At 65.3% G+C, this 22362-nt stretch carries 18 protein-coding genes and 1 tRNA gene; 7 read left to right on the top strand and 12 right to left on the bottom strand.

The genetic code is table 11. From position 1 onward, the window contains the following. Positions 1-361: 361 nt before the first annotated feature. From A5625_RS17840 to A5625_RS17810, 7 genes are all read right to left on the bottom strand, one after another. On the bottom strand, positions 362-733 hold the full coding sequence (locus A5625_RS17840) for a hypothetical protein (protein ID WP_066996691.1): 372 nt from the start codon (positions 731-733) through the stop codon (positions 362-364). 435 nt (positions 734-1168) lie between these two features. Further along, positions 1169-1242, bottom strand: a tRNA-Ile gene (locus A5625_RS17835). Between the two features lie 146 nt (positions 1243-1388). Then, positions 1389-1760, bottom strand: coding sequence for a hypothetical protein (locus tag A5625_RS17830; RefSeq protein ID WP_066996724.1), 372 nt, complete (start codon positions 1758-1760; stop codon positions 1389-1391). Between the two features lie 372 nt (positions 1761-2132). Further along, the gene (locus A5625_RS17825) at positions 2133-2555 is read right to left on the bottom strand and encodes a hypothetical protein (protein ID WP_232003743.1); all 423 of its coding nucleotides are present in this window, start codon (positions 2553-2555) and stop codon (positions 2133-2135) included. 402 nt (positions 2556-2957) lie between these two features. Beyond that, the gene (locus A5625_RS17820; RefSeq protein ID WP_066996684.1) at positions 2958-3824 is read right to left on the bottom strand and encodes a carboxymuconolactone decarboxylase family protein; all 867 of its coding nucleotides are present in this window, start codon (positions 3822-3824) and stop codon (positions 2958-2960) included. A gap of 40 nt (positions 3825-3864) precedes the next feature. Beyond that, positions 3865-5238 carry a TldD/PmbA family protein gene (locus tag A5625_RS17815; RefSeq protein ID WP_066996681.1) on the bottom strand — a complete coding sequence of 458 codons (1374 nt, stop codon included), beginning with the start codon at positions 5236-5238 and terminating at the stop codon, positions 3865-3867. Between the two features lie 58 nt (positions 5239-5296). After that, positions 5297-6814 (bottom strand): TldD/PmbA family protein, encoded by a 1518-nt coding sequence (locus tag A5625_RS17810; protein WP_066996679.1) that lies wholly within the window; start codon positions 6812-6814, stop codon positions 5297-5299. Positions 6815-6872: 58 nt separating this feature from the next. Here A5625_RS17810 and A5625_RS17805 point away from each other — a divergent pair, with 58 nt between their 5' ends. Genes A5625_RS17805 through A5625_RS17795 form a run of 3 tightly spaced genes read left to right on the top strand, consistent with a single transcriptional unit; the run spans position 6873 to position 9905 of the window. Then, a complete protein-coding gene (locus A5625_RS17805) occupies positions 6873-7757 on the top strand; it encodes a carbohydrate ABC transporter permease (RefSeq protein WP_066996676.1) in 885 nt (294 codons plus the stop codon). Beyond that, positions 7744-8568 (top strand): carbohydrate ABC transporter permease, encoded by an 825-nt coding sequence (locus A5625_RS17800; RefSeq protein WP_066996673.1) that lies wholly within the window; start codon positions 7744-7746, stop codon positions 8566-8568. The genes A5625_RS17805 and A5625_RS17800 overlap by 14 nt, the downstream gene beginning before the upstream one ends. Beyond that, positions 8565-9905 (top strand): sugar ABC transporter substrate-binding protein, encoded by a 1341-nt coding sequence (locus A5625_RS17795; RefSeq protein ID WP_066996669.1) that lies wholly within the window; start codon positions 8565-8567, stop codon positions 9903-9905. Before A5625_RS17800 ends, A5625_RS17795 begins: the two co-directional genes overlap by 4 nt. A 7-nt stretch (positions 9906-9912) precedes the next feature. On the opposite strand, the gene A5625_RS17790 is transcribed toward A5625_RS17795, so the two are convergent. The 3 genes from A5625_RS17790 to ddaH are packed head-to-tail and all read right to left on the bottom strand — an operon-like array spanning position 9913 to position 13506. After that, positions 9913-11364: an APC family permease gene (locus A5625_RS17790; RefSeq protein ID WP_066996666.1), complete on the bottom strand. Its 1452-nt coding sequence runs from the start codon at positions 11362-11364 to the stop codon at positions 9913-9915. 28 nt (positions 11365-11392) lie between these two features. Then, positions 11393-12643 carry an ornithine--oxo-acid transaminase gene (rocD, locus tag A5625_RS17785; RefSeq protein ID WP_066996663.1) on the bottom strand — a complete coding sequence of 417 codons (1251 nt, stop codon included), beginning with the start codon at positions 12641-12643 and terminating at the stop codon, positions 11393-11395. Further along, complete coding sequence (gene ddaH, locus A5625_RS17780) at positions 12640-13506, bottom strand: dimethylargininase (protein WP_066996660.1); 867 nt, start codon at positions 13504-13506, stop codon at positions 12640-12642. Before ddaH ends, rocD begins: the two co-directional genes overlap by 4 nt. 122 nt (positions 13507-13628) lie before the next feature. On the opposite strand from ddaH, the gene A5625_RS17775 reads away from it, so the two are divergent. Beyond that, a complete protein-coding gene (locus A5625_RS17775) occupies positions 13629-14075 on the top strand; it encodes an Lrp/AsnC family transcriptional regulator (protein WP_066996657.1) in 447 nt (148 codons plus the stop codon). A gap of 108 nt (positions 14076-14183) precedes the next feature. Here A5625_RS17775 and A5625_RS17770 read toward each other — a convergent pair whose 3' ends face one another. Next, positions 14184-15035, bottom strand: a complete 852-nt coding sequence (locus A5625_RS17770) for an energy-coupling factor transporter transmembrane protein EcfT (RefSeq protein ID WP_066996654.1) — start codon at positions 15033-15035, stop codon at positions 14184-14186. Continuing rightward, entirely contained in the window at positions 15032-17005 is a 1974-nt protein-coding gene (locus tag A5625_RS17765; protein ID WP_082984447.1) for an ATP-binding cassette domain-containing protein, read from the bottom strand. Before A5625_RS17765 ends, A5625_RS17770 begins: the two co-directional genes overlap by 4 nt. A gap of 195 nt (positions 17006-17200) precedes the next feature. Between A5625_RS17765 and A5625_RS17760 the strand changes: the two genes are divergently transcribed. From A5625_RS17760 to A5625_RS17750, 3 genes are all read left to right on the top strand, one after another. Then, positions 17201-17689, top strand: a complete 489-nt coding sequence (locus A5625_RS17760; protein WP_066996651.1) for a MarR family winged helix-turn-helix transcriptional regulator — start codon at positions 17201-17203, stop codon at positions 17687-17689. Positions 17690-17820: 131 nt separating this feature from the next. Next, a complete protein-coding gene (locus A5625_RS17755) occupies positions 17821-20277 on the top strand; it encodes an ATP-binding cassette domain-containing protein (RefSeq protein WP_082984451.1) in 2457 nt (818 codons plus the stop codon). An 81-nt stretch (positions 20278-20358) separates the two neighbouring features. Beyond that, the gene (locus tag A5625_RS17750; RefSeq protein WP_066996648.1) at positions 20359-22311 is read left to right on the top strand and encodes an acyl-CoA dehydrogenase; all 1953 of its coding nucleotides are present in this window, start codon (positions 20359-20361) and stop codon (positions 22309-22311) included. The last annotated feature ends 51 nt before the right edge of the window (positions 22312-22362 follow it).

Below are 22362 nucleotides of genomic sequence, written 5' to 3'. Positions count from 1 at the left end.
CCTGTTCGGGCGTAGAAAATACTTCCCAAGCTGAATACGCGGGTTGGATTCCCATCATCGGCTCCATGCGTACCAGGGCATATTGGCCCGAGAGCTTTCCTACGACGGAGCCGATATCCCGCCCGTACCCCGAACTCGGGATGTCACGACCTTCCGTCGGGCCGACAACAATGTCGCCACGCGTTTCGTCCGCGCCAACCTACTTCATGCACCTCCGCGTGATGGAAAATGACGTATGGCTTGCTCACGCGGTGCAGCCGAGCCCTCTGATCCCACTCGGCGGCGACTGTGGGCGGATTCAGCGGGCTTCTGCGGAAACCCAGTCAATATTCGCGAATTTGGTCCGACGTGAGCGTTCTGATCAACCGTGCAGCGGGATCACGTTGTTCCCTTGGTAATTCGGCGTAGTCGCCAACGCCTGGAGCGCCGCCATTTCGTCGTCATGGTCGGCCTTCGAGTGGAGGTGCGTGTAGACGAGTTCGGTCGTCGTCGGGTTCGCGTGCCCCATCCACCCGGCCACCTGGCGTACAGAAATGCTGGGGACCGCCGCGCACAAGCTCGCGTAGGTGTGCCGCAGTGAGCGGAAGCGCAACCCCGCGGGGAGCACCTTCGTGGTCGGCGTAAGCCCGTTGGCGCGCAGCACCGCCGCCGGTCGGTAGACGGCCTTGTAGAACATCGCTTGGCGGAGCGGCTGGTTCCAGTCGAGCACCAATCGCTTCTCGGCGTGTTCCACCGATAGTTCGGCCAGTGCGTTGGCTTGCCGCGCGGGCCTCCGCGGTGGCGCTCAGTGCTGCGTCTTCCACATCCGTAGTGGCCACTCCTGGTGCGGCGGCTGTCCCCGCACTCCGCTAGGCCGAAGCCGCGTCAGCGCCATACCGGGCCACAGCGGCGCATCGGGTTCGTCGCCGCGCGGGTGCTGGGCAAGTTAGTCGCGAGCAAGGCGGCGCAAGGTGCAACGGTCGTTGGACATTTCGATGGCGATCAGCCGGCCTCCGTCCGTCGAGCGGGTCGACGGCTATGCCCGCTCAGCCGGTCCGCATTCGCCCAAGTTAGCTAGCGCTGCCGCCTATGGTAAGCACTCCGCTCAGTCGCCGGGGTGACGCCGGGGTGAGCGCCTTAACCGCGCCTCCCACGCGCGCAGAGAGCTCTCTGAACAGCGCTTTTACGGTGGGGCGGGCGGGGCTCGAACCCGCGACCAACGGATTATGAGTCCGCGGCTCTAACCAACTGAGCTACCGCCCCCTACGGGATTGTTCCGTAGGAAACGGTAGCCGAAGACCGAAGTCAGCGTCCGTCGGGCGCCGCCGTCGCCTTTGCAGCCGCCGACATGCGCGACGGGCGCCTCGCGGAAAGCGCCCACCGGTAACAACACCTCTATGTCGGTGCGCTCAGGCAGGCCCGGCAGGCGCTTGCGACTTGATCTTGGGGATCATCTCGGGCGCGTAAACGAAGATCGCCGATTCGACCTCCCATTCGGCCTGGGCCTGACTCATGGGCGTGGTGCGGGTGATCATGTTGATCAGCTCCTGGCCCTCGCCGTACGGATTGGGGTTGGATCGAACCTGATCGGCGAACCAACGTCCCTCGGCGGCCTCGCTGCAATCGTTGAAATCGGCGTTGTGAACCAACTTGTTCTGCGCCAGCAGATTGATGTACCGATCGTCGGCGGGCGTCAAATTGCACGCCGCGGATGCTTGCGGTGCGGACACCGCAGCACCACCGAACATGGCGGCCCCTACCGCGACGCCGGCGGCCCCCACTGCCAGCACCTGCGCGCGTGATCGCTTCCCTCTCACGTTTCCAGACCCCTATCGTGGAATTTGCTACTTCTTCTTTGGCGATGAAGATTGGGTACCACCAGCGACAAGCGCGGCAAACGACACGTCGTACAAACAACGCGTGAACAGCGATTAGCTAAAATTACTGTGCGAGAAACTCTTCAGGTCGAAAATGATAACTAAGGCGTCCCAGTTCCGCCTACACGAGAGCAACCATTGTGCTTCTCGTTGAGCCGTCCTCATCGGTGGGCGCTAACTGATTTTCAGTTAGCTGTCCGGCAGAGCGGAACGCCACAGCCATTACGGCCGCTGACCGTTCCCGAGATATGAAACCCGTTGTGCGGCAGCGATTCGCTACGCGGTCGGCCAGTTGGCTTTCGCGGCCTGATCCTTGATCTTGGGGATCATGTCCGGCGCGTAAACGTAGATCGCCGACTCGACCTCCCACTCGGCCTGAGCCTGGGTCATCGGCGTGGTGTTGGTGATCATGTTGATCAGCTCTTGGGCCTCACCGAACGGATTGGCGTTGGCGCGAACCTGGTCCGCGAACCAGCGCCCCTCGGCGGCCTCATGGCAGTCAGTGAAATCCGCGTTGTGAACCAGCTTGTTCTGCGCCAGCAGTTGGATGTATTGGTCATCGGCGGGAGTCAAGTTGCAAGTCGCCGACGCTTGCGGCGCTGCCAGCACAGCTCCGCCGAGCATCGAGGCGCCCAGCGCGACGCCGGCAGCCCAGACCGATGACACTCGCATACGCGAGCGTGTACGGGTGGTTGTCATTTCCGAACCTCCCTCTGCGCGGGAACGCACTCGCTTCCGACGCAACCCCAAGCTTGAAATCCTGCAAACAACTGACCGGGAAAGCCACCCGAACCGCGGCCAAATGGCGCACGATCCATGGACACCCAACTCGGGCCACGCTGCCATCTCGTTACCGTCACGTCTCCGTGTCGTATCAGTGTCGGCGAACGCGCTAAAAGTAGCGAATGACCTCCGCACACAGCGCAAACGCGCGTTTGCGTGCCCGTGTACGAATGGTTAACATTTGGTGCCTTCGGCCTTGAGCGCGAGGCGGCTGCGCCACCAACCAGCGCGCGTCAGAATGGTTGCGGGCAATTAGCGCCGAACGTCAGCGAAGACGAATATGGCTCGACTGGCTGCCGCATTCGTCTCCCGCGAACGTCAGTTAAAGATTGTTTGGCCGTCGGCGTCAATCAGGTAACGCTCAGTGCCGTTCTCGACCCGCGGGGCATCAGCGGCCAATGACACGGCGACCTTATTGCTGGCATTACGCATGATGTCAAAGGTGAGCTCGATGGATTCCGCCTCGGAGAACCGAGAGCGCACCTCGGCGACATCGTCGGCGGCGAGGTGCGCAGGGGTCCAAATTAACGCATCGGCATAGCGAAGCGCTGCTTTTGCGCGGCCATCGAGCAAACCCGACGATTCGAAGTGCTCAATCTCCGCGTACATCGATTCCGAGCCGCCGGCATCCAGTGCACCGCCCTCGCGGAGTGAGTTGCATAGTCGGCAGTTGTGCTGTGCGGCCCCACGCAACCGGACCAGCTCGGAGGTGACCGGGTCGAGCGCACGCATTCGCGCCACCGCGATTAAAAAGTCATTGAATACAAGATCCGAGGGATCGGTGGTGTGATCCCACGTGATCGGACCGGTCACCCAGCCGAGGTACTGGGCGCCGACCCCGAGCGCTTCCAGCCCGGCACGCACCCGAGGAATGAAGTCGGCGATGTAGATCTGCACGACGACGCCAAAAGTGCGGTCCCCAAGCTGCTTCCACAACCGCGACCGCTGCTCGGCGGTGATCGACGAGACGTCCGCGCTGAACTGTTCGGCGAATTCGGCGACGGCGGACTCGACTTCTGATTCCGGCCCGCCCACCTCGACACAGGCGGGCAACGGCGGCAACGACAACGTCTGCGCGCACACCCGCCGAACCAGCGCCGTGAAACGACCGGAATCGGGCGACCCGGGAAACAACGACACCAGCCGGGTGAGCTGGTCTTCTCGAACAGAAACCGGAGCCGCCATCCGTCTCACGCTAGAGCGCGCATTGCCCGGCGGCAATGAACTATTGGGCCTGGCTCACCGACGACATGTGGAAGTCCGGTATCCGCAGCGACGGCATCGCCTCACGGGTGGCCCAATCCGACCATTCCCGCGGCAGGGTTTTTTCGCTGACGCCGGCCTCGGTGGCACGTCGCAGCAGGTCCAAGGGGCTCTCATTGAACCGGAAGTTGTTGACCGCCGCGGTGACCTCGCCGTTTTCGATGAGGTAGACGCCGTCGCGGGTCAGCCCGGTGAGCAGAAGCGTGGTGGGATCCACCTCGCGGATGTACCACAGCGTGGTCAGCAGCAGGCCACGCTCGGTGGCCGCAATCATGTCGGCTTGACTGCCCGACCCGCCGGTCATCACCAGGTTGTCGGCGGCGACGGCGACGTCGGTCTCGTATTTGGCGGCCGTGGCGCGCGGATAGGCCAACGCATTGATCACCCCGTCACGGATCCAGTCCACCTGATTGATCTCCATGCCGTTGTCGAACACCGAGATCGTTTCCGACGAGCTGCTCACCGCGACAAACGGCGTACAGGCCAGGCCCGGAGCCATCGGATCCGAGAAGAGCGTCAGCGGCAGGTCGGTGAGCCGCTCCCCCACCCGAGTTCCACCGCCGGGCGCTGAGAGCGCGGTCCGACCCTCCTGCGCACCGCGCCCGGCCAACGACCAGCCCAGATAAAGCATCATGTCGGCCACCGTGGACGGCGGCATGATCGTCTCGTAGCGCCCGGCCGGTAATTCGACGCTGCGCTGCGCCCAGCCCAGCCGCGTCGACAGCTGCTCGAGCAGCGAATCGGTTGGCACATCGACGAAGTCGGGCGTTCCGACACCAGCCCACGCGCTGGCATTGTCGCGCTTGGCGTTGATCTCCACCGCACCGGTCGGCTGGGTGAAACGTCGGCGCAATCCCGTCGACGACGCCAAGAACGTCGTCGAAACACTATGGTGCGCAAAGCCATAGAGCCGGTCTGCGCCACGGAAGCCCCGGCTCAAGGAGTCGGCCACGTCGGCGAAAATCAGCGGCCCGGTGCCGGGCACCGGTGCGTCCCAATCGGCAGGCACCCCAACATCGCCGAGCAGCGGCGCGGCATCGCCGGCCTCCGGCGCCGAGCTGGCCGCCTCCTGCGACGCCGCCACCAACCCGGGGAGCACCCGCGGATCCGCCTCGGAGGACACCACGGTGCCGATGCGCGCGCTGGACCCCCGACGCACCACCGAAATCACGGTCACGCTGCGGCTCACCGAAACCCCGTTGGTGGTCATCGAATTGCCCGCCCACCGCAAGGTCGCCTCGACCTTGTCGGTGACCAGCACCATGGTCTCGTCGGCGCGCCCGAGCTTGGCCGCCTCGTCGAGCACGATGTTGATGACGTGCTGCGCAGTGATCATCGGCGCCGCTCTCCCCCGCAAGCGGGAGGTACCCCCGCAACGTCATTGACTGTGCGGATCATCGGCCGCCCTCGGTGCGAGTGTTGAGCACGTTGACGCCGCGGAACAACGCCGACGGACAGCCGTGGCTGACCGCCGCGATCTGGCCGGGCTGGGCCTTGCCGCAGTTGAACGCCCCGCCCAGCCACCACGTCGACGGGCCCCCCACGGCTTCCATCGAATTCCAGAACTCGGTCGTGGTGGCCTGATAGGCGACATCGCGCAACTGGCCGGCCAAGCGGCCGTCGCGAATCCGGAAGAACCGCTGACCGGTGAACTGGAAGTTGTACCGCTGCATGTCGATTGACCAGGATTTGTCGCCGACGATGTAGATGCCGTCCTCAACCCGCCCGATCAGGTCGTCGGTACTGATGTCGTCCGGCGCCGGCTGCAGCGACACATTGGCCATGCGCTGGATCGGCACATGATGCGGCGAGTCGGCATACGAGCAGCCGTTGGAGCGTGGCTGCCCCAGTCGTTTCGCGAAAACCCGGTCGAGCTGGTAGCCGGTGAATATTCCGTCGCGCACCAGATCCCAGCTTTGCGCGGCTACTCCTTCATCGTCGTAACCGATAGTGGCCAAACCGAATTCGACGGTGCGGTCGGCGGTTACGTTCATCAGCGGCGACCCATACCGCATGGTGCCCAGCTTGTCCGGCGTGGCGAACGACGTTCCGGCGTAGGCGGCCTCATAGCCGATAGCGCGGTCGTATTCGGTTGCGTGCCCGATTGATTCATGGATCGTCAGCCACAGGTTGGTCGGGTCGATCACCAGGTCTTTGCGCCCCGGGACAACAGTGGGCGCTTTGACCTTCTCGGCCAGCAATGCCGGCAGCTGGGCCAGCTCCTCGGTCCAGTTCCACACCTCGTCACCGGCCAGGGCTTCCCAGCCGCGCCCCATCGGCGATGCCAGCGTCCGCATCGAATCGAAGCTGCCGGCCGTGGGGTCGACGGTCACCGCCTCCAGCGAGGGCAGCACCCGCACCCGCTGCTGGGTGATCGAGGATCCGAAGGTGTCGGCGTAGAACGTCTGCTCCTTGACGGCGGTCAGCACGGCCGACACGTGGTTGATGCCATCGGCACTGAGCAGCCGCCCGGAGTAGTCCTCCAGGACGGCGATCTTGTCGGTGGTCGAGATGTCGAACGGGTCGATCCGGTAGTTCGACACCCAGGCCCCGTCCGCATAGACCGGCTCGGGCGCCAACTCGATGCGCTCGCTGCTCAGCGTGGCCAGCGTGGTGGCGACGTGCACGGCGCGCCGTGCGGTCTCGGCGGCCACCGACGGCACCAGCTCCGAATGCGAGGCGAATCCCCAGGTGCCGTCGACGATCACTCGCACGGCCAAGCCGACCTCACGGTTGATCACCGCGGTCTCCAGCTCGCCGTCGCGCAGCTGGATGATCTCGGTGATGATGCGATGAACCCGCAGGTCGGCGTGCGTCGCCCCAGCCGCCTTGGCCGCCGATAGCGCGGCCTCCGCCAGGTCGTGGCGGGGCAGGTCCAGGAAGTCGGCATCGATCCCCCGGTTCACTGTCACGGTTCCACCGTAACGGCCGCTCGCCCCAAACCCCGGCGGCGCCCGCTTTAATTACCCCATGGCCAGTGCGGTACCGGGGAGACAACCTCGCCCCACCGCGCTGGGCTATGCGCTGCTGGCGCCCAGTCTGTTCGGCGTGGTCGCCTTTCTGCTGTTGCCCATCCTGGTGGTGCTCTGGCTGAGCCTGTGCCGGTGGGATCTGCTCGGCCCGCTGCGCTTTGTCGGCCTGTCCAACTGGCGCTCGGTGCTGACCGACGCGGGGTTTGGCAACTCGCTGATCGTCACCGCCATCTTCGTGGCGATCGTAGTACCGGCGCAGACCGCACTGGGATTGCTGGCCGCGACCATGCTGGCCCGCCAGCTTCGCGGTACCGGTCTGTTTCGCACCCTGTATGTGCTGCCCTGGATTTGCGCTCCGCTGGCCATCGCGGTGCTGTGGCGCTGGATCCTGGCTCCCACTGATGGCGCCGTGAGCACCGTCTTGGGACACAGTATCGAATGGCTGTCGGATCCCAGCTTTGCGCTGCCGCTGGTTTCGGCCGTCGTGGTCTGGACCAACGTCGGATACGTCTCGTTGTCGTTTCTGGCGGGCCTGCTGGCCATTCCCGACGACGTCCACGCCGCCGCGCGCACCGACGGCGCCACCGCATGGCAGCGGTTCTGGCGCATCACTATCCCCATGTTGCGGCCGACGACGTTCTTTGTGTTGGTGACCGGGATCGTCAGCACGGCACAGGTTTTCGACATGGTGTACGCACTGACCGGTGGCGGTCCGGCCGGCAGCACCGACCTGGTGGCGCATCGCATTTACGCCGAAGCGTTCGGCTCGGCGGCGATCGGCCGCGCGTCGGTCATGGCGGTGGTGCTGTTCGTGATCCTGATCGGTGTCACGCTGGTTCAGCATCTGTATTTTCGGCGACGGATCAGCTATGACCTCACCTAGTCGAACCGGCAACGTGGTGATCTACGCCGGGCTTTCGCTGGGCGCGTTGATCACGTTGGCGCCGTTCGCGCTTGGCCTGATGACGGCGTTCACCTCGGCACACCAGTTCGTCACGGGCACCCCGCTGCAGCTGCCGCGCCCGCCCACGCTGTGCAACTTCGCCAATCTGGCCGGAGCGGGGTTCGTCCGCGCGGCGGCGGTGACCGCATTGATGACCGCGGTAATTTTGGTGGGCCAGTTGACCTTTTCCGTTCTTGCCGGATACGCGTTTGCGCGCCTGCAGTTTCCCGGACGTGATGCGTTGTTCTGGGTCTACATCGCGACGTTGATGGTGCCCGGGACGGTCACGGTGGTGCCGCTGTACCTCATGATGGCCCAGCTCGGATTGCGCAACACGTTCTGGGCGTTGGTGCTGCCGTTCATGTTCGGCTCGCCGTACGCGATCTTCTTGCTGCGCGAGCACTTCCGGATCGTTCCGAATGACTTGATCAACGCCGCACGTCTGGACGGGGCCAACACCCTGGACGTGATCGTCCACGTGGTGATCCCGTCCAGCCGACCGGTTTTGGCGGCGCTGGCGTTGATCACGGTCGTCTCGCAGTGGAACAACTTCATGTGGCCGTTGGTGATTACCAGCGGACACAAGTGGCGGGTGCTCACCGTCGCGACCGCTGATCTGCAGTCGCGGTTCAACTCGCAGTGGACGTTGGTGATGGCGGCGACCACAATCGCGATCGCCCCGCTGATCGCGCTGTTCGTGGTCTTCCAGCGCCACATCGTCGCGTCGATCGTCGTCTCGGGACTCAAGTGAGACGGCTTCGCTTTTCCACGCTGGCCGCGGGATCGGTTGCGGTGGTAGCGGTCCTGCTGGCCGCGATGGCGGTGCTGCTCGATTACTCCGGCGAGCCCCATGGCGGCCAGACCGTCGTCACGGTGCGAATCTGGGGCGATCAGATCGGCGCCGCCTATCGCCAATCATTCGAGGCCTTCACCCGCACACATCCCGATATTGACGTGCACCTCAACTTGGTGTCGTATTCGACCTACTTCAGCACCCTGCGCACCGATGTGGCCGGCGGCAGCGCCGACGACATCTTCTGGTTGTCCAACGCCTACCTCGCGGCCTACGCCGACAGCGGCCGGCTTCTGGACATCGGCGAGGTGCTTGGGCCTAAGGCCGCGTCGGATTGGGAGCAGCCGGTGGTCGAGCAGTTCACCCGCAACGGCACGCTGTGGGGTGTACCGCAGCTGACCGATGCGGGAATCGCGTTGTACTACAACGCGGATCTTCTCGCCGCCGCGGGCATCGATCCGGCCCAGCTGAATGACCTGCGGTGGAGCCCCGACGGCGACGACACTTTGCGTCCCCTGCTGGGCCGGCTCACCGTCGATGCCGATGGAAACCGCGCCGGCACTGCGGTTTTCGACCCGCGACGGGTGCGGCAGTGGGCGTACAACGCGGCCAATGACCCGCAGGGCATCTACCTGAACTACATCGGCTCGGCCGGCGGCGTGTTCCAACACGGTGACAAGTTCGCGTTCGACAACCCGGCGTCCGTGACGGCCTTCCGGTATCTAGTCGACCTGATCAACCGCGACCACGTCGCGCCGCCCGCCGCAGATACCAACGACAACGGCGACTTTTCTCGCAACCAATTCCTGGCCGGCCGGATGGCGCTCTTCCAGTCCGGCACCTACAACCTGGCGCCGGTCGCTAACGATGCCCGATTCCACTGGGGCGTGGCGATGATGCCCACCGGGCCGGCCGGGCGGGTCAGCGTCACCAACGGCATTGCCGCCGCAGGCAATGCGGCGACGAGGCATCCCGACGCGGTGCGCCAGGTTCTGGCCTGGATGGGCAGCAAGCAGGGCAACGAATACCTGGGCCGCTACGGTGCGGCCATCCCCGCCGTGTCGTCTGCCCAACCGGTGTACTTCCGGTACTGGGCCACCAGGGTGGTCGATGTCACCCCCTTCTTCGCCGTGCTGAACGGTCCGCGCATCGCGGCACCCGGTGGGGCCGGCTTTGCCGCCGGCAACGACGCCCTGAGGCCGTACTTCGACGAGATGTTCTTAGGCCGCGGCGATGTCGCAGCGACGTTGCAGCAGGCTCAAACCGCGGCCAACGCCGCCGCCGCACGCCAATGAGACATCGTCACTGAGCGTCGCTCGACCGTTCGACCGTCTCGGCGTTGAGTGCGCTGTGGTGGCGACCCCAGACGAAATAGAAAATCAGCGCCACCAACACCCAACCGCCGAACGCGATCCAGGTGTACCAGTGCAAGCTGGCCAGGATGTACCCGCAGGCCGCCACCGAAAGGATCGGCGTGACGGGATAACCCGGAACCTTGAATCCCCGTGGCAGGTCGGGCTCACGCACCCGTAGGACGATCACCCCGACGGAGACGACCACGAACGCGGTGAGCGTGCCGATCGACACCATGTCCGCCAGCTTTTGCAGCGGGATGAAGGCGGCCAATGACGAGGCCACGACCGCGACGATCACCGTGTTGTTCACCGGGGTCATGGTGCGTGGGTTGACCGTCGCGAACCTCGCGGGCAGCAGTCCATCTCGGCCCATCGAGAACAGGATCCGGGTCAGGCCGTACAGGGTGACCAGTGTGACGCTGAAGATCGAAATAACCGCTCCGGCAGCCAGAATCGTGCTGGCCCAGCCGCCGTGCGTGACGTTGTCGAGAATCGTGGCGAGCCCGGCTTCCTGCTGACCGGCGAAGTTCTGCCAGGGCTGGGTGCCCAACGCGGCCAGCGCGACGAAGACGTAGACGCCGGTGACGGTCAGCAGCGCGCCGACCAGTGCGCGCGGCATGGTCCGCTGCGGATTCTTCACCTCGTCGCCCGCGGTGGAGACGGCATCGAGGCCGATGTAGGAGAAGAAAATGGTGCCGGCCGCCGAACCGATACCCGCAACACCGAACGGCGCAAAATTATGAAGCTGGTTCACGTCGAACGCCGTGAAGGCGACGATGACGAATACGACGAGCACGCCCAGTTTGATCATCACCATGATCGCGTTGACCTTGGCCGATTCGCTGGTGCCGCGGATGAGCAACAACGCGCACATCGTGATCAACAGGATTGCCGGCACGTTGACATAGCCGGGTTGTTGGTCCCACGGCGCGGCCGACAAGGCATGCGGCAGTTGAAATCCCACGACATTGCTCAGCAGCTTGTTCAGGTAACCGCTCCAGCTGACCGCCACCGCGGCGGTCGCCACCCCGTATTCCAGTAGCAGGCAGGCGGCCACTCCCACGGCCACGACCTCACCGAGCGTGGTGTAGGCGTAGGAATACGACGAACCGGAAACGGGTACCGCCGAGGCCAATTCGGCGTAGCAGACGGCCGCGAGACCGGCGGCGACGCCTGCGAGGAGGAAGGAGACGATCACTGCCGGGCCGGCCTCGGGAACGGCCTGAGACATGACGAAGAAGATGCCAGTGCCGATCGTGGAGCCGACGCCGAACATGGTCAGCTGAAAGGTTCCGATACCGCGCTTGAGGTGGTCAGCGGCCCCCTGTGCAACGTGCGCGCCCACCACGGGCCGCCGGCGCAGCATCTGCTGTTTCAGGCTGATCGACGTGGCTGGCAAGTGCCCCTCCTGTTGCCGGATCAGCTGATTATGAAGCAGCCTCCCGCAACACCGCAGCAAGCTGGCCGACCGCCCAGTCGATCTCCTGGGCGGTCACCACCAAAGGCGGAGCGAAGCGCAGCGTCGAACCGTGGGCGTCTTTCACCAATACACCGCGGTCGGCCAGCCGCAAGCTGATCTCCTTGCCGGTGCCCAGCGATGGGTCCACATCGACGCCGGCCCACAACCCCAGGCCCCGTACCTCCAGGACACCCTGGCCGATCAGTTGCCGCAGCCGCCGATGCAGATGCGCACCCAGCGCCGTCGCCCTGGCTTGGAATTCGCCCCGCGCCAGCATCGACACCACCGTGGTGCCGATCGCGGCGGCCAGCGGGTTGCCACCGAAGGTGGAGCCATGCTCGCCGGGATGCAACACGCCCAGAACGTCGCGGTCGGCCACCACCGCCGACAACGGCACCACCCCACCACCCAGCGCCTTGCCCAGCAGATAGACGTCCGGGACTACCCGCCACCGCTCGCAAGCGAAGGTGTAGCCGGTGCGCGCCAGCCCCGACTGGATCTCGTCGGCGATCATCAGCACGTTGTGCTCGCTGCACAGCGCGCGCACGGCCGGCAGATAGTCGTCGGGCGGCACGATGATGCCGGCCTCGCCCTGGATCGGCTCCAGCAGCACCGCGACGGTGTTGTCGTCGATCGCCTGTGCCAGCGCGGCGGCATCACCGAAAGGCACCGAACGGAATCCCGGTGTGAAGGGCCCGAATCCATTTCGCGCGGTGGGATCGGAGGAGAAGCTGACGATGCTGATCGTGCGACCGTGAAAGTTGTTGTCGGCCACGATGATATTCGCCTGATCCGCGGGGACGCCCTTGACGTCGGTGCCCCACTTGCGGGCGACTTTGATTCCGCTCTCAACAGCTTCGGCGCCCGAGTTCATCGGCAGCACCATGTCCTTGTCGCACAGGTAGGCCAGAGCGGCGCAGAACGGGCCGAGCTTGTCGGAATGAAACGCTCGGCTGACCAACGTCACCGTGTCGAGTTGCGCATGTGCGGTGGCGGTGATCTCGGGGTTGCGGTGGCCGAAGTTCACCGCGGAGTAGGCGGATAGGCAATCCAGATAGCGGCGACCGTCGATGTCGGTGATCCACGCGCCGATGGCGCTTGCGGCGACCACCGGAAGAGGTGAATAGTTGTGCGCTGCACGCCGTTCCGCCAATCTGATCGCGGTCTCCATGCGGTTGGCGGTGACCTTCTGCGACGTCTGCGCGTCCAGAATCGTCATGGGAATACCTCCAATGTGCAGCACTTGACAGAACCGCCGCCCTTGAGCAGCTCGGACAAATCGACGCCGATCGGCTCGAACCCGGCTCGCCGCAATTGCGTGGCGAACCCCGTTGCGGCAGCAGGAAGTACCACGTGCAGGCCGTCCGAGACGACGTTGAGGCCCAGCACGTAGGCGTCGGCCGGGTCCGCGACGATGGCATCCGGGAACAGCGCACATAGCTGCTGTTGGGCTGCTGCGCTGAACGCCGGTGGGTAGAAGGCGACGGTGTGGTTGTCGAGAACAGCCAGGGCGGTGTCGAGGTGATAAAAGCGAGGGTCCACCAGTTCCAGCGAGACCACCGGCGCCCGCAGTGCCGCCGAGACTTCCGAGTGCGCACGCCGGTCGGTGCGAAATCCCCAGCCGGCCAACACAATGTCGCCCACCTGCAGCAGGTCGCCTTGTCCTTCGTTGACGTGGCGCGTGTAGACGGGCCGGTAGCCGAGTGACGACATCCATTGGGCGTAGGCGCGCGATTCACCGGCGCGCTCGGCGAACCGGAACCTTGCCGCGATCGCCACGTCGCGCGCGATGAACCCGCCGTTGGCGGCATAGACCATGTCCGGAAGCCCGGCCTCGGGCTCGATCACATCCACGTGATGCCCTAACCGCAGGTACGTCTGATACAAGTTCTCCCACTGGGCTTGCGCCAGGCCAACATCGACCGGCGTGCCGGTGTCCATCCAGGGGTTGATCGCGTATTCGACCGTGAAATAGGTCGGCGGTGTCATGGCGTACCGACGGAGGCTCGATGCGCGGCCGAGCACGGTGCGCCCGGCTGATTGCATCGCGGTGCGGGGTGCTACCACATGTAGGTCCGTCATAAATCAACGGTATTTGCAGCTCTCCTATTAATCAAACTACGTATATTGCGTGTCTATGCGCGATTTATTGCGCTACATTCCGTCTGTCGACGATTTGTTGTCCTCAGCACGGGAGGTGCGCCATGGAGCGCTTGGACGAGACCGACGAGCGCATCCTCGCCGAGTTGACCGAACATGCGCGCGCAACCTTCGCCGAAATCGGCGAGAAGGTGAATCTGTCGGCGCCGGCGGTGAAGCGGCGCGTCGACCGGATGCTGGACAGCGGCGTCATCAAAAGCTTCACCACCGTCATCGACCGCAACGCCTTGGGCTGGAATACCGAGGCTTACGTGCAGGTGTTCTGTCACGGCCGGATCGCGCCCGACGAACTGCGAGCAGCGTGGGTGAACATCCCCGAGGTGTTCAGCGCCGCGACAGTGACAGGCACCCCGGACGCGATACTGCATGTGCTGGCCCGAGACATGGGGCATCTGGAGGCGGCCCTGGAGCGAATCCGGTCCAGTGCGGACGTCGAACGCAGCGAAAGCATCGTCGTGTTGAGTAATCTCATCGACCGGATGCGGCCGTAGCGCCGGCGGATCAGCCCCGACCAAGCAGCCGCGCCAGCCGGGACGGTTGCCGAGGCACCAGGGCCGAGCCGCGAGATGCGCACGGCCAGGGGTTGTTTCGACGCTGCCTTAGCTTGAGTGCACTATCAGGGTTTCGATCACTACTGCGGCAACGCCGACCGAAAACACGATGGCAAGCGTCAGCCAGTCCGCCAGTTTCGGCCGTGCCGGGCTGGCGGATAGCTGACCGGTTCCGCCGCGCGCGGTGATCGCATCGCCCATCTCGTCAGCCCGGCGCAAGGTCACCACCACCGCGGCGGCCATCAAGTCGATCATGCCCCGGCTCTGCTGCCGGACCCGGGCTCTACGGCCCGGCGGTATTTGACTGGGTCGCAACAGACGAGCTGCATAGAGCACTTGAAATTCGTCGATCAACATCGGGAAGGCGCGCAGCGCAAGAGCCAACGCCACCGCCCACTCGTCGACCGGGATGCGCAGCAACTTCAGCGGTCGGCCCAAAGCCGCTACCGCAGGCGCGATTTCGGCGACATTGGTAGTCCAGGACACCATGGCGCCCAGCCCCAGCAGTACGACCGAAAGCGCGGTGATCCGGAGGAAGTTCAATGCTCCGCCCAGCCCGATGACTAGCCCGCCCATCGTGATGTTGGGGCCGCCACCAGCCAACGCCGCAGTAACAAAGCCCAAGGCGAGAAGGGCCCACAGCCACCGCGGAATCGGCGGCAACGCACCACGTGGAATGCGCGCAATCCAGACTGCCGCCGCCAGCAGTGCCGCCACCAACCCGATCGTCACCCACCCCGGATAAAAAGTCAGCAGCACGGAAACGCCGAACACAACGAGCAGTTTGGTGCCGGCCCACAAGTGGTGAATGGCCGAACTTCCAGGCACTGGAACCAGCAGAACAACCGAACTGGAACGGCGCCTCCTCGCGTTGGATGCCGCGCTGGAAGTTGTGGTCACGCCAGTCCTCCCGCCGCGGCAGTAGTAGACACCGTTTCCAACACACCGTTGCGTAAGTGGATGGTCCGCGGACAAACCTCATCCAGCCCGTGGAAGTCGTGCGAAATGACCACTAGAGTCAGGCCGCGCGTACGGCGCAGGTCCGCCAGCAATCGCAGTAGACCGCTCTGACTGCGGGCGTCGAGGCCGGCAAGGGGCTCGTCAAGGATCAACACTCGGGGCGAACACGCGACCAATCCAGCCAGCACCACACGGCGCATTTGTCCACCGCTGAGCTGGTCGATGCGCCGCTGTGCCAGTGCGGGATCCAATCCGACCGCCTCGAGCGCCGCGGCCACGCGATTGTCGTCGTCAGGCGAAAAGCCGGCCACCGATGCCAGTTCCAAGTTGACGTGGCTACGCATCAACTGCAGTCTGGCGGTCTGGAACGACAAAGCCACCGCGCCGACATGGCGATGGGTGGGCTCGCCGTCAATGAGGCAGACCCCGTCGGTGGGCACCGTCAGCCCAGCCATGATCCACGCCAGTGTCGACTTGCCAGAACCGTTGCCGCCGTGGACCAGAAGCCCGTCGCCTTGCTCCACCTGGAAGTTGATATCGCGCAGCGCAGTCTTCGCCCAGGGCGTCCCAGAGTTGTATTCGTGGCCGATGCCTACCACTTCAATCACCGGCACGCCGGACGAGCCGGGGTTGACGGTGACGGTCGGCACCGGCGGCGGCGCCCCCCGGACCATGCCGCTGTCATCGAACGAATCGCTGAGGTTGATGGTGCGATCCGCGGACGCAGCCTCATTGTCGAAGTGTGTGATGTGCACCAGAGCCGTCCGGTGCCGCTCGGGAAGACCGGAGAGCGCGTCGAGCAGCAGTTCGCGCCCCTGCTGATCGACCATGCTGGTGAACTCGTCGGCGATCAGCAGCGACGGCTCTCGGGCAAGCGCCGCCGCCAGTGCAAGACGCTGCAGTTCTCCGCCGGACAGGCTGCCGGTGTCGCGTTCGGCGAGCCCCTCGAGACCCACCTCGGCCAGCAGCCGCCCCACATCGACCTGCGTGCCCGGCGGCAGTCCCCAGACCACGTCGTCGGCGACCCTGGTGCCCAGGATCTGAGTCTGCGGGTGCTGGAGGACAAGTGCAGTTCCGCCCACTGTGCCTAAACCCACCGCGCCAGGGCGATGCACTTCGCCCGACGTCGGTTCCCGGCCCGCCAAGATCAGCGTCAACGTGGTTTTGCCGGACCCATTAGCTCCGACGACCGCGACATGCTCTCCGACCCGCAGGTCGAGGCTGATTTCGCGCAGAGCGTCTTGGCTGGCGCCGGGATAACGAAACCGGACGTCGACCAGCCGGACCGGCACCGGGCCGATCGGAGCATCCGGTGCCTCATCCGGGAAGTCCAGTTTGTGCACGTCGGGAATGTTGTGCAGCCGCGATAGCAGGTGCGATAGCACCCACCAGCCGACTAACGAAGAGACCATCACGGCATAGATGCCATAGCCGAGCATCAACCACGGCCAGTGATCGAGTCCGTAGGCGAAGGCCCGCCGCACATCCACCGCTACGCCCTGCAGGTGTATGCGCACCAGGAAGGAGGCGACACCATCCACGTTCGCGGTCATGACCTGAAAGATCAGGTGGCGCAGCCGAGTTAGCACCGCCAACATTCCGACGGTTACGCCGGCGACGGCGGCTCCGGCGACAAAAGACGAGACAATTACGGTCGGTGTGCCGCGATGATGGCGTTTGACGAATCCGGTCAACCCACCGATGTAGGCACAGTTGATGACCGCTACCAAGCAGCCCAGTCCGGCGATGAGAAAAGCAATCATCCCGGCGGCAACCGTTGCGGCGACAAGCACGCGAAGGCGGTGGCGGTAGGCCACCAGCGCCATCGGCACCGTGCCCACCAGCGCCAACCCCTGAGCGAACGGGATGACTGTGGCGATGATGGCGATCACTGCGCAGAGTGCCCCCATGACCGAGGCCTGTGCCAGCTCGGTCGGTTTCAGGGGTCCACCCCTACGGCGCGAGCGGACGGGGCGAGGGGTACTCACTCGACCGATTCTGCCAGGCCGCAACGCTGAGTCCGGCCATTCCACCGGGTGATCCGCAAACGACTGAACCGCTTCGTCTTTTGGCCTCGCTTAGCAAAGCTATGCAACCATAGAGGTATGGACAACGTCGTCGATACCGCAAAACTCGAGGGAGCGCAGGGACTGGGAGCCGATCTGCTCGCGGTGGTCGCGCGGCTCAATCGGCTGGCCACCCAGCGCATCCAGATGCCATTGCCTGCAGCTCAGGCCAGGCTGCTGGCCACCATCGAAGCTCACGGAGAAGCCCGGATCGGTGATCTGGCCGCAGTCGATCACTGCTCACAACCGACGATGACAACGCAGGTGCGCCGGCTCGAGGAGGCGGGCCTGGTCACCCGGATGGTGGACCCGGGCGATGCACGTGCTGTGCGAATCCGCATCACCGCCGAGGGCAGGCACACGCTGAACGCGGTTCGGGCGGATCGCGCCGCTGCGATCGAGCCGCAATTGGCGCTGCTCGACGCCGCGGACCGGCAGGTGCTGACGCAAGCGGTCGACGTGTTGCGGCGGCTGCTCGACAACGCCTCGCTGGCTACCTCTCTTGCGGGCCGCCGTAACACCCTGTGAACGCCGCGAGCTGGAGGATGGACCTCGGGCAGGGGTAGACACTTAAACGGGCACGGCGACCGGCGGCCGCGGGCGGCCAGTGCCTGACGGCGAGACGAATTCGATCCAACCGGTGACGAAAGGTGGCGGCCATGCCGACCGAGGCTTCGGCGCATCCGGCCTCACTGACCGTATGGGCTGGACCGGCGAGGTATGTCTTCATCCCGGGCCGCGACGTGATCGTGGGATACGGCCCGGGCTGCGACATCCCGCTGGAGCGCCTCGGCATTCCCACCCAAGCGCCGCCGACGCCCCGCGCGGACGTGGTGCTGCGGTTCACCGGAACGCAATGGGTGGCCATTGATTTGAGCCACCGCGGCATCTTCCTCAACGGATCGCGGGTGTCGACGGTTGAGATCCGCGACGGCCTCGGGTTCACCATCGGAGATCCGCAGCACGGCCCGCGCCTGGTCTTCCAAACAGCGCCGTCGGCGACACCAGCGATGCCTTATCCGCCGCCGCCCCCGCAGTCGCCGCCGCTTCCACCCGGTGCGCCACCGCCGGGTTACCCGAACCAGCCCGACCCGCGCATTCCCACCCAGAGCGCCACCCAGCGGATGCCCGTCGTCGTACCACCACCGCCCGCCGGCCAGCGGCCTGTCGCGCCCCCTCCGTCGCCACCACCTCCTGGTGCGATTCCCCCGCCCCCCGGTCCTGTGGGTCAGCCACCGGTTCCGCCTGCCGCCGAACAGGAGCAGCGCAAAGGCCCCAGCTTGATCGAGCGCATGGTGACGAGCAAGTTCCGCGTCCAGCGCCCCTCCTTCCGCACCGACGAAGCCGATTCCACCTATCGCCTGCCGCTGCGCACCGCGTCGCGCACCACCGGGGCGACGGCCTACCGGTTAGGGCTGTCGGTCGACGGGCACGAGACCCTGTCGGGCGTTTCGTTCACTGCGCGTCCCGGCACCATGACCGCGGTCATCGGGCCATCGGCCGCGCGCAATTCCGCACTGCTCGGGTTGCTGGCCGGTTCGCGAAAACTCAGCTCTGGACGCGTCACGGTGGACGGACACGACGCCCACGCCGAGCCGCAGTCCATGCGCGCCCGCATCGGGGTGGTCACGCGCGACGATCGCCTGCACCGCCAGCTCACCGTCGCGCGAGTCCTGGCGTATGCGGCCGAGATGCGACTGCCGCCGGATACGCCGTCCGAGCAGCGTGACCTGGTGGTCAGCCAGGTTCTCGACGAGCTCGAGTTGACGCCCCACCGTGACACCAGAATCGGAAAGCTCACACCCGAGGTGCGCCGGTGCGCAGCCCTGGCCGTCGAGCTCGTCACCCGGCCCAGCCTGCTCGTGGTGGACGAACCAACCGCCGGACTGGATGCGGCCCAACAACGTCACGTCATGGCGATCTTGCGACGCCAGGCCGACATCGGCTGCGCGGTCGTCGCGGCGATTTCGGCGCCCACGTCGCTCACCGACGTCAACGCCTGCGACCAGGTGTTGGTGCTTACCGGCACGGGCAAAGTGGCGTATCTCGGAACGCCCCTGCAGGTCGAGTCGGCGATGGGTACCGCCGACTGGTCCGCGGTCCTGGCCCAGGTGAGCGCCGATCCCGAAGGAGCCCACCGCGCATTCCGGACCCGGCCGCAGACCACGGCACCCACCGCGGCACCCGAGGTCGCCGCACCCTGGCCGCCCGAGCCCGGGCTGTCCCGCACCCGGCAGATGCGGTTGCTGGTCCGTCGCGAAGTCCGACTGCTTCTCGGCAATCGCACCTACTCCGCGTTTCTGGCGATCCTGCCGTTCGTCCTGGCGGGGCTGACGCTGCTGATTCCAGGTGATTCGGGCCTGGCTCGGCCCAGCCCCAGCAGCACTAACACTCACGAGGCCATTGAGGTCCTGGCCGCCTTCAACGTGTCCGCGGTGATTCTCGGCACGGCGCTGACCATCCGCACGCTGGTATCCGAACACCGCACCTTCCGGCGCGAGCAGGAGATAGGGCTGTCGGCTCCGGCCTATCTGGCCGCCAAGATCGCCGTGTACGGCCTGGCCGCGGCCGTCTGGACAGCCGTCGTGTTCGCGATTGTCATCGCGGTCAAGGGCGAGCCTGGAGGCGGTGCTGTCCTGCTGCGCAACTCCACGGTGGAGCTCTATGTGAGTGTGGCGGTCACCGCGATCGTGTCGGCAGTCATCGGGCTTGCGCTGTCGTCGCTGGGTAAGTCGCTGCGGGAGGTACTGCCGCTGGCGGTGCTGGTGATCCTGGCATCGGTGCTGTTCAACGGCAGCCTGGTGCAGCTGGTGAGCGCGTGGGTTATGCAGCAGATCAGCTGGTTCGTCCCGGCGCAGTGGGGCTTTGCCGCCTCGGCGTCCACCGCCAATCTGCGCCACATCGACTCGCTGGCTGCCAACGCGGTGACGTGGACTCATTACAGCGGCTGGTGGGTGTTCGACATGGCGATGCTGGTGCTCTTCGGTGTCATCGCGGCCGGATTCACCCTCTATCGGCTGCGCTCCCCCTTCGGCGAACGTCGCAACCCCGCCGGACCGCACGAGCCCCTCACCCCGAGCGCTGACGCGTCGGCCGGCTCGGGCGCCAGGGGTTGACGGCCGCGGGGACATTTCGTTCCGTGACATGAACTGTCGCCGTTGTTCGCCGCGACGCAAGCCGCACATTACTGTCAAATTATGGCGCCTGAAACGACTAGCACTGCCGAGTATCTGCGCAACGCACTGGACGGGCGTTGGCGTGATGTCAGAAACCGGATGCGGGCCACACTGACCGAGGACCTGTTCCGCCCGCACTACACCCCGAACACCGTGATCGCCCGCACCAAGGTTGCCGAGCAGATGAGGATCATGGCGGCGTTCGGTGCGGCCGCCGACAGTTTCCGGAAAGAGCATGGCGGCACCGGCGACGTCGGTGCGGCGATCACGATGATCGAGATGCTGGCGATGTCGGACCTGTCGCTGATGGTGAAGGCCGGGGTGCAGTGGGGGCTGTTCGGCGGCGCCGTGGAGAACCTGGGCACTGAGCGCCACCACGAGACCTACGTGCCCAAGATCATAAGCCTCGAGTTGCGCGGCTGTTTCGCGATGACCGAGACCGGGCACGGCAGCGACGTGCAGTCGCTGGAGACCACGGCGACCTACGACCCCGACACGGAGGAGTTCGTCATCGACTCCCCCACCCCGTCGGCCCGCAAGGACTACATCGGCGGCGCCGCCGAAACAGCAACCATGGCAGCGGTTTTCGCGCAACTGATCACCAGCGAGGACGGCAAGCCGGTCAACCACGGCGTGCACTGCGTCCTGGTGCCGATCCGCGACGAGGACGGCAACGATCTGCCGGGAATCACCACGTCGGACTGCGAATACAAGGGTGGGCTGCCCGGTGTCGACAACGGCCGCATCGTCTTCGACCACGTCCGGGTCCCGAGAGTCAACCTGCTGAACAAATACGGCGACGTCGCTCCCGACGGCACCTATAGTTCGCCGATCGACAACCCGAACCGCCGGTTCTTCACCATGCTGGGCACCCTGGTCCGCGGCCGGATCACCGTGGGCGGCAGCGCGGGTGCGGCAGGTCGGGTGGCCCTGGACATCGCCACCCGATATGCGTTGCAGCGCAGGCAATTCAGTGCACCTAATGACGATTCCGAAGTGCTGATCATGGACTACCTGGTGCACCAGCGGAGGCTGTTTCCGTTGATCGCGAAGTCCTACGCCTTGCAGTTCGCACAAAACGAGTTGGTCAGCAAATGTCATGACGTGCAGAGCGCAGACGCGCCCGATGCCGACGAGCAGCGCGAACTGGAGGCGCGTGCCGCGGGGCTGAAAGCGGCCAACACCTGGCATGCCAGCCGCGCGATCCAGGAGTCCCGCGAGGCCTGCGGCGGTGCGGGCTACATGGCGGAGAACCGGCTGATCGGGCTGCGCGGCGATACCGACGTTTTCACCACCTTCGAGGGCGACAACCACGTGCTGACCCAGCTGGTGGCCAAGGAGCTGCTGACGGCATACGCCGACGACATCAAGAGCATGAGTCCGGTCGAATGGGTGCGCTTCGCCGCCAACACTGTTGGGGAACGCGTCATCAAACGCACTGCGGCGGAGACGATTATCCAAACGATCGTGGACGCCCGGCAGGACAGCGAGGAAGAGGGCAGCCTGTTCAACCGCGGCACACAGATCAAGATGTTTGAAGACCGCGAAGAATATCTGCTGGCATCGGTGGCGCGCCGGCTGCAGGCCAAATCCAAGGAGATGTCGGAATTCGAGGCGTTCAACTCGGTGCAGGATCACGTGTTGCACGCCGCCAGCGCACACATCGATCGAGTGATATTGGAGGCGTTCGTCGCCGGGATCGACGCGTGCCCCGACGAGCAGGCCCGCGAACTACTCGGCATCCTGTGCGACCTGTACGCACTCTCGGTGATCGAGGACGACAAGGCGTGGTACATCGAGCACCGTTACCTGTCCACCGAGCGCGCCAAGGCGGTCACCCGGGGCATCAACGACCGCTGCCGGGCACTTCGCCCGCATGCCGAGACACTGGTCGACGGTTTCGGGGTCCCGGAGCCGCTGCGTTACGCCGAGATGCTGCACCCGGAGAATCTGTCCGAGGCGGTCACGAACTGACGGGCTGTTGAGGATCGCCGCCCTGCTCGGCCGGCCCGGCACCCTAGACGT

This window comes from Mycobacterium sp. 1465703.0, assembly GCF_001672975.1.
Lineage (GTDB): Bacteria > Actinomycetota > Actinomycetes > Mycobacteriales > Mycobacteriaceae > Mycobacterium.
The sequence above is the reverse complement of the archived record's forward strand: the minus strand, read 5'-3'. Positions and strand labels throughout refer to the sequence as shown.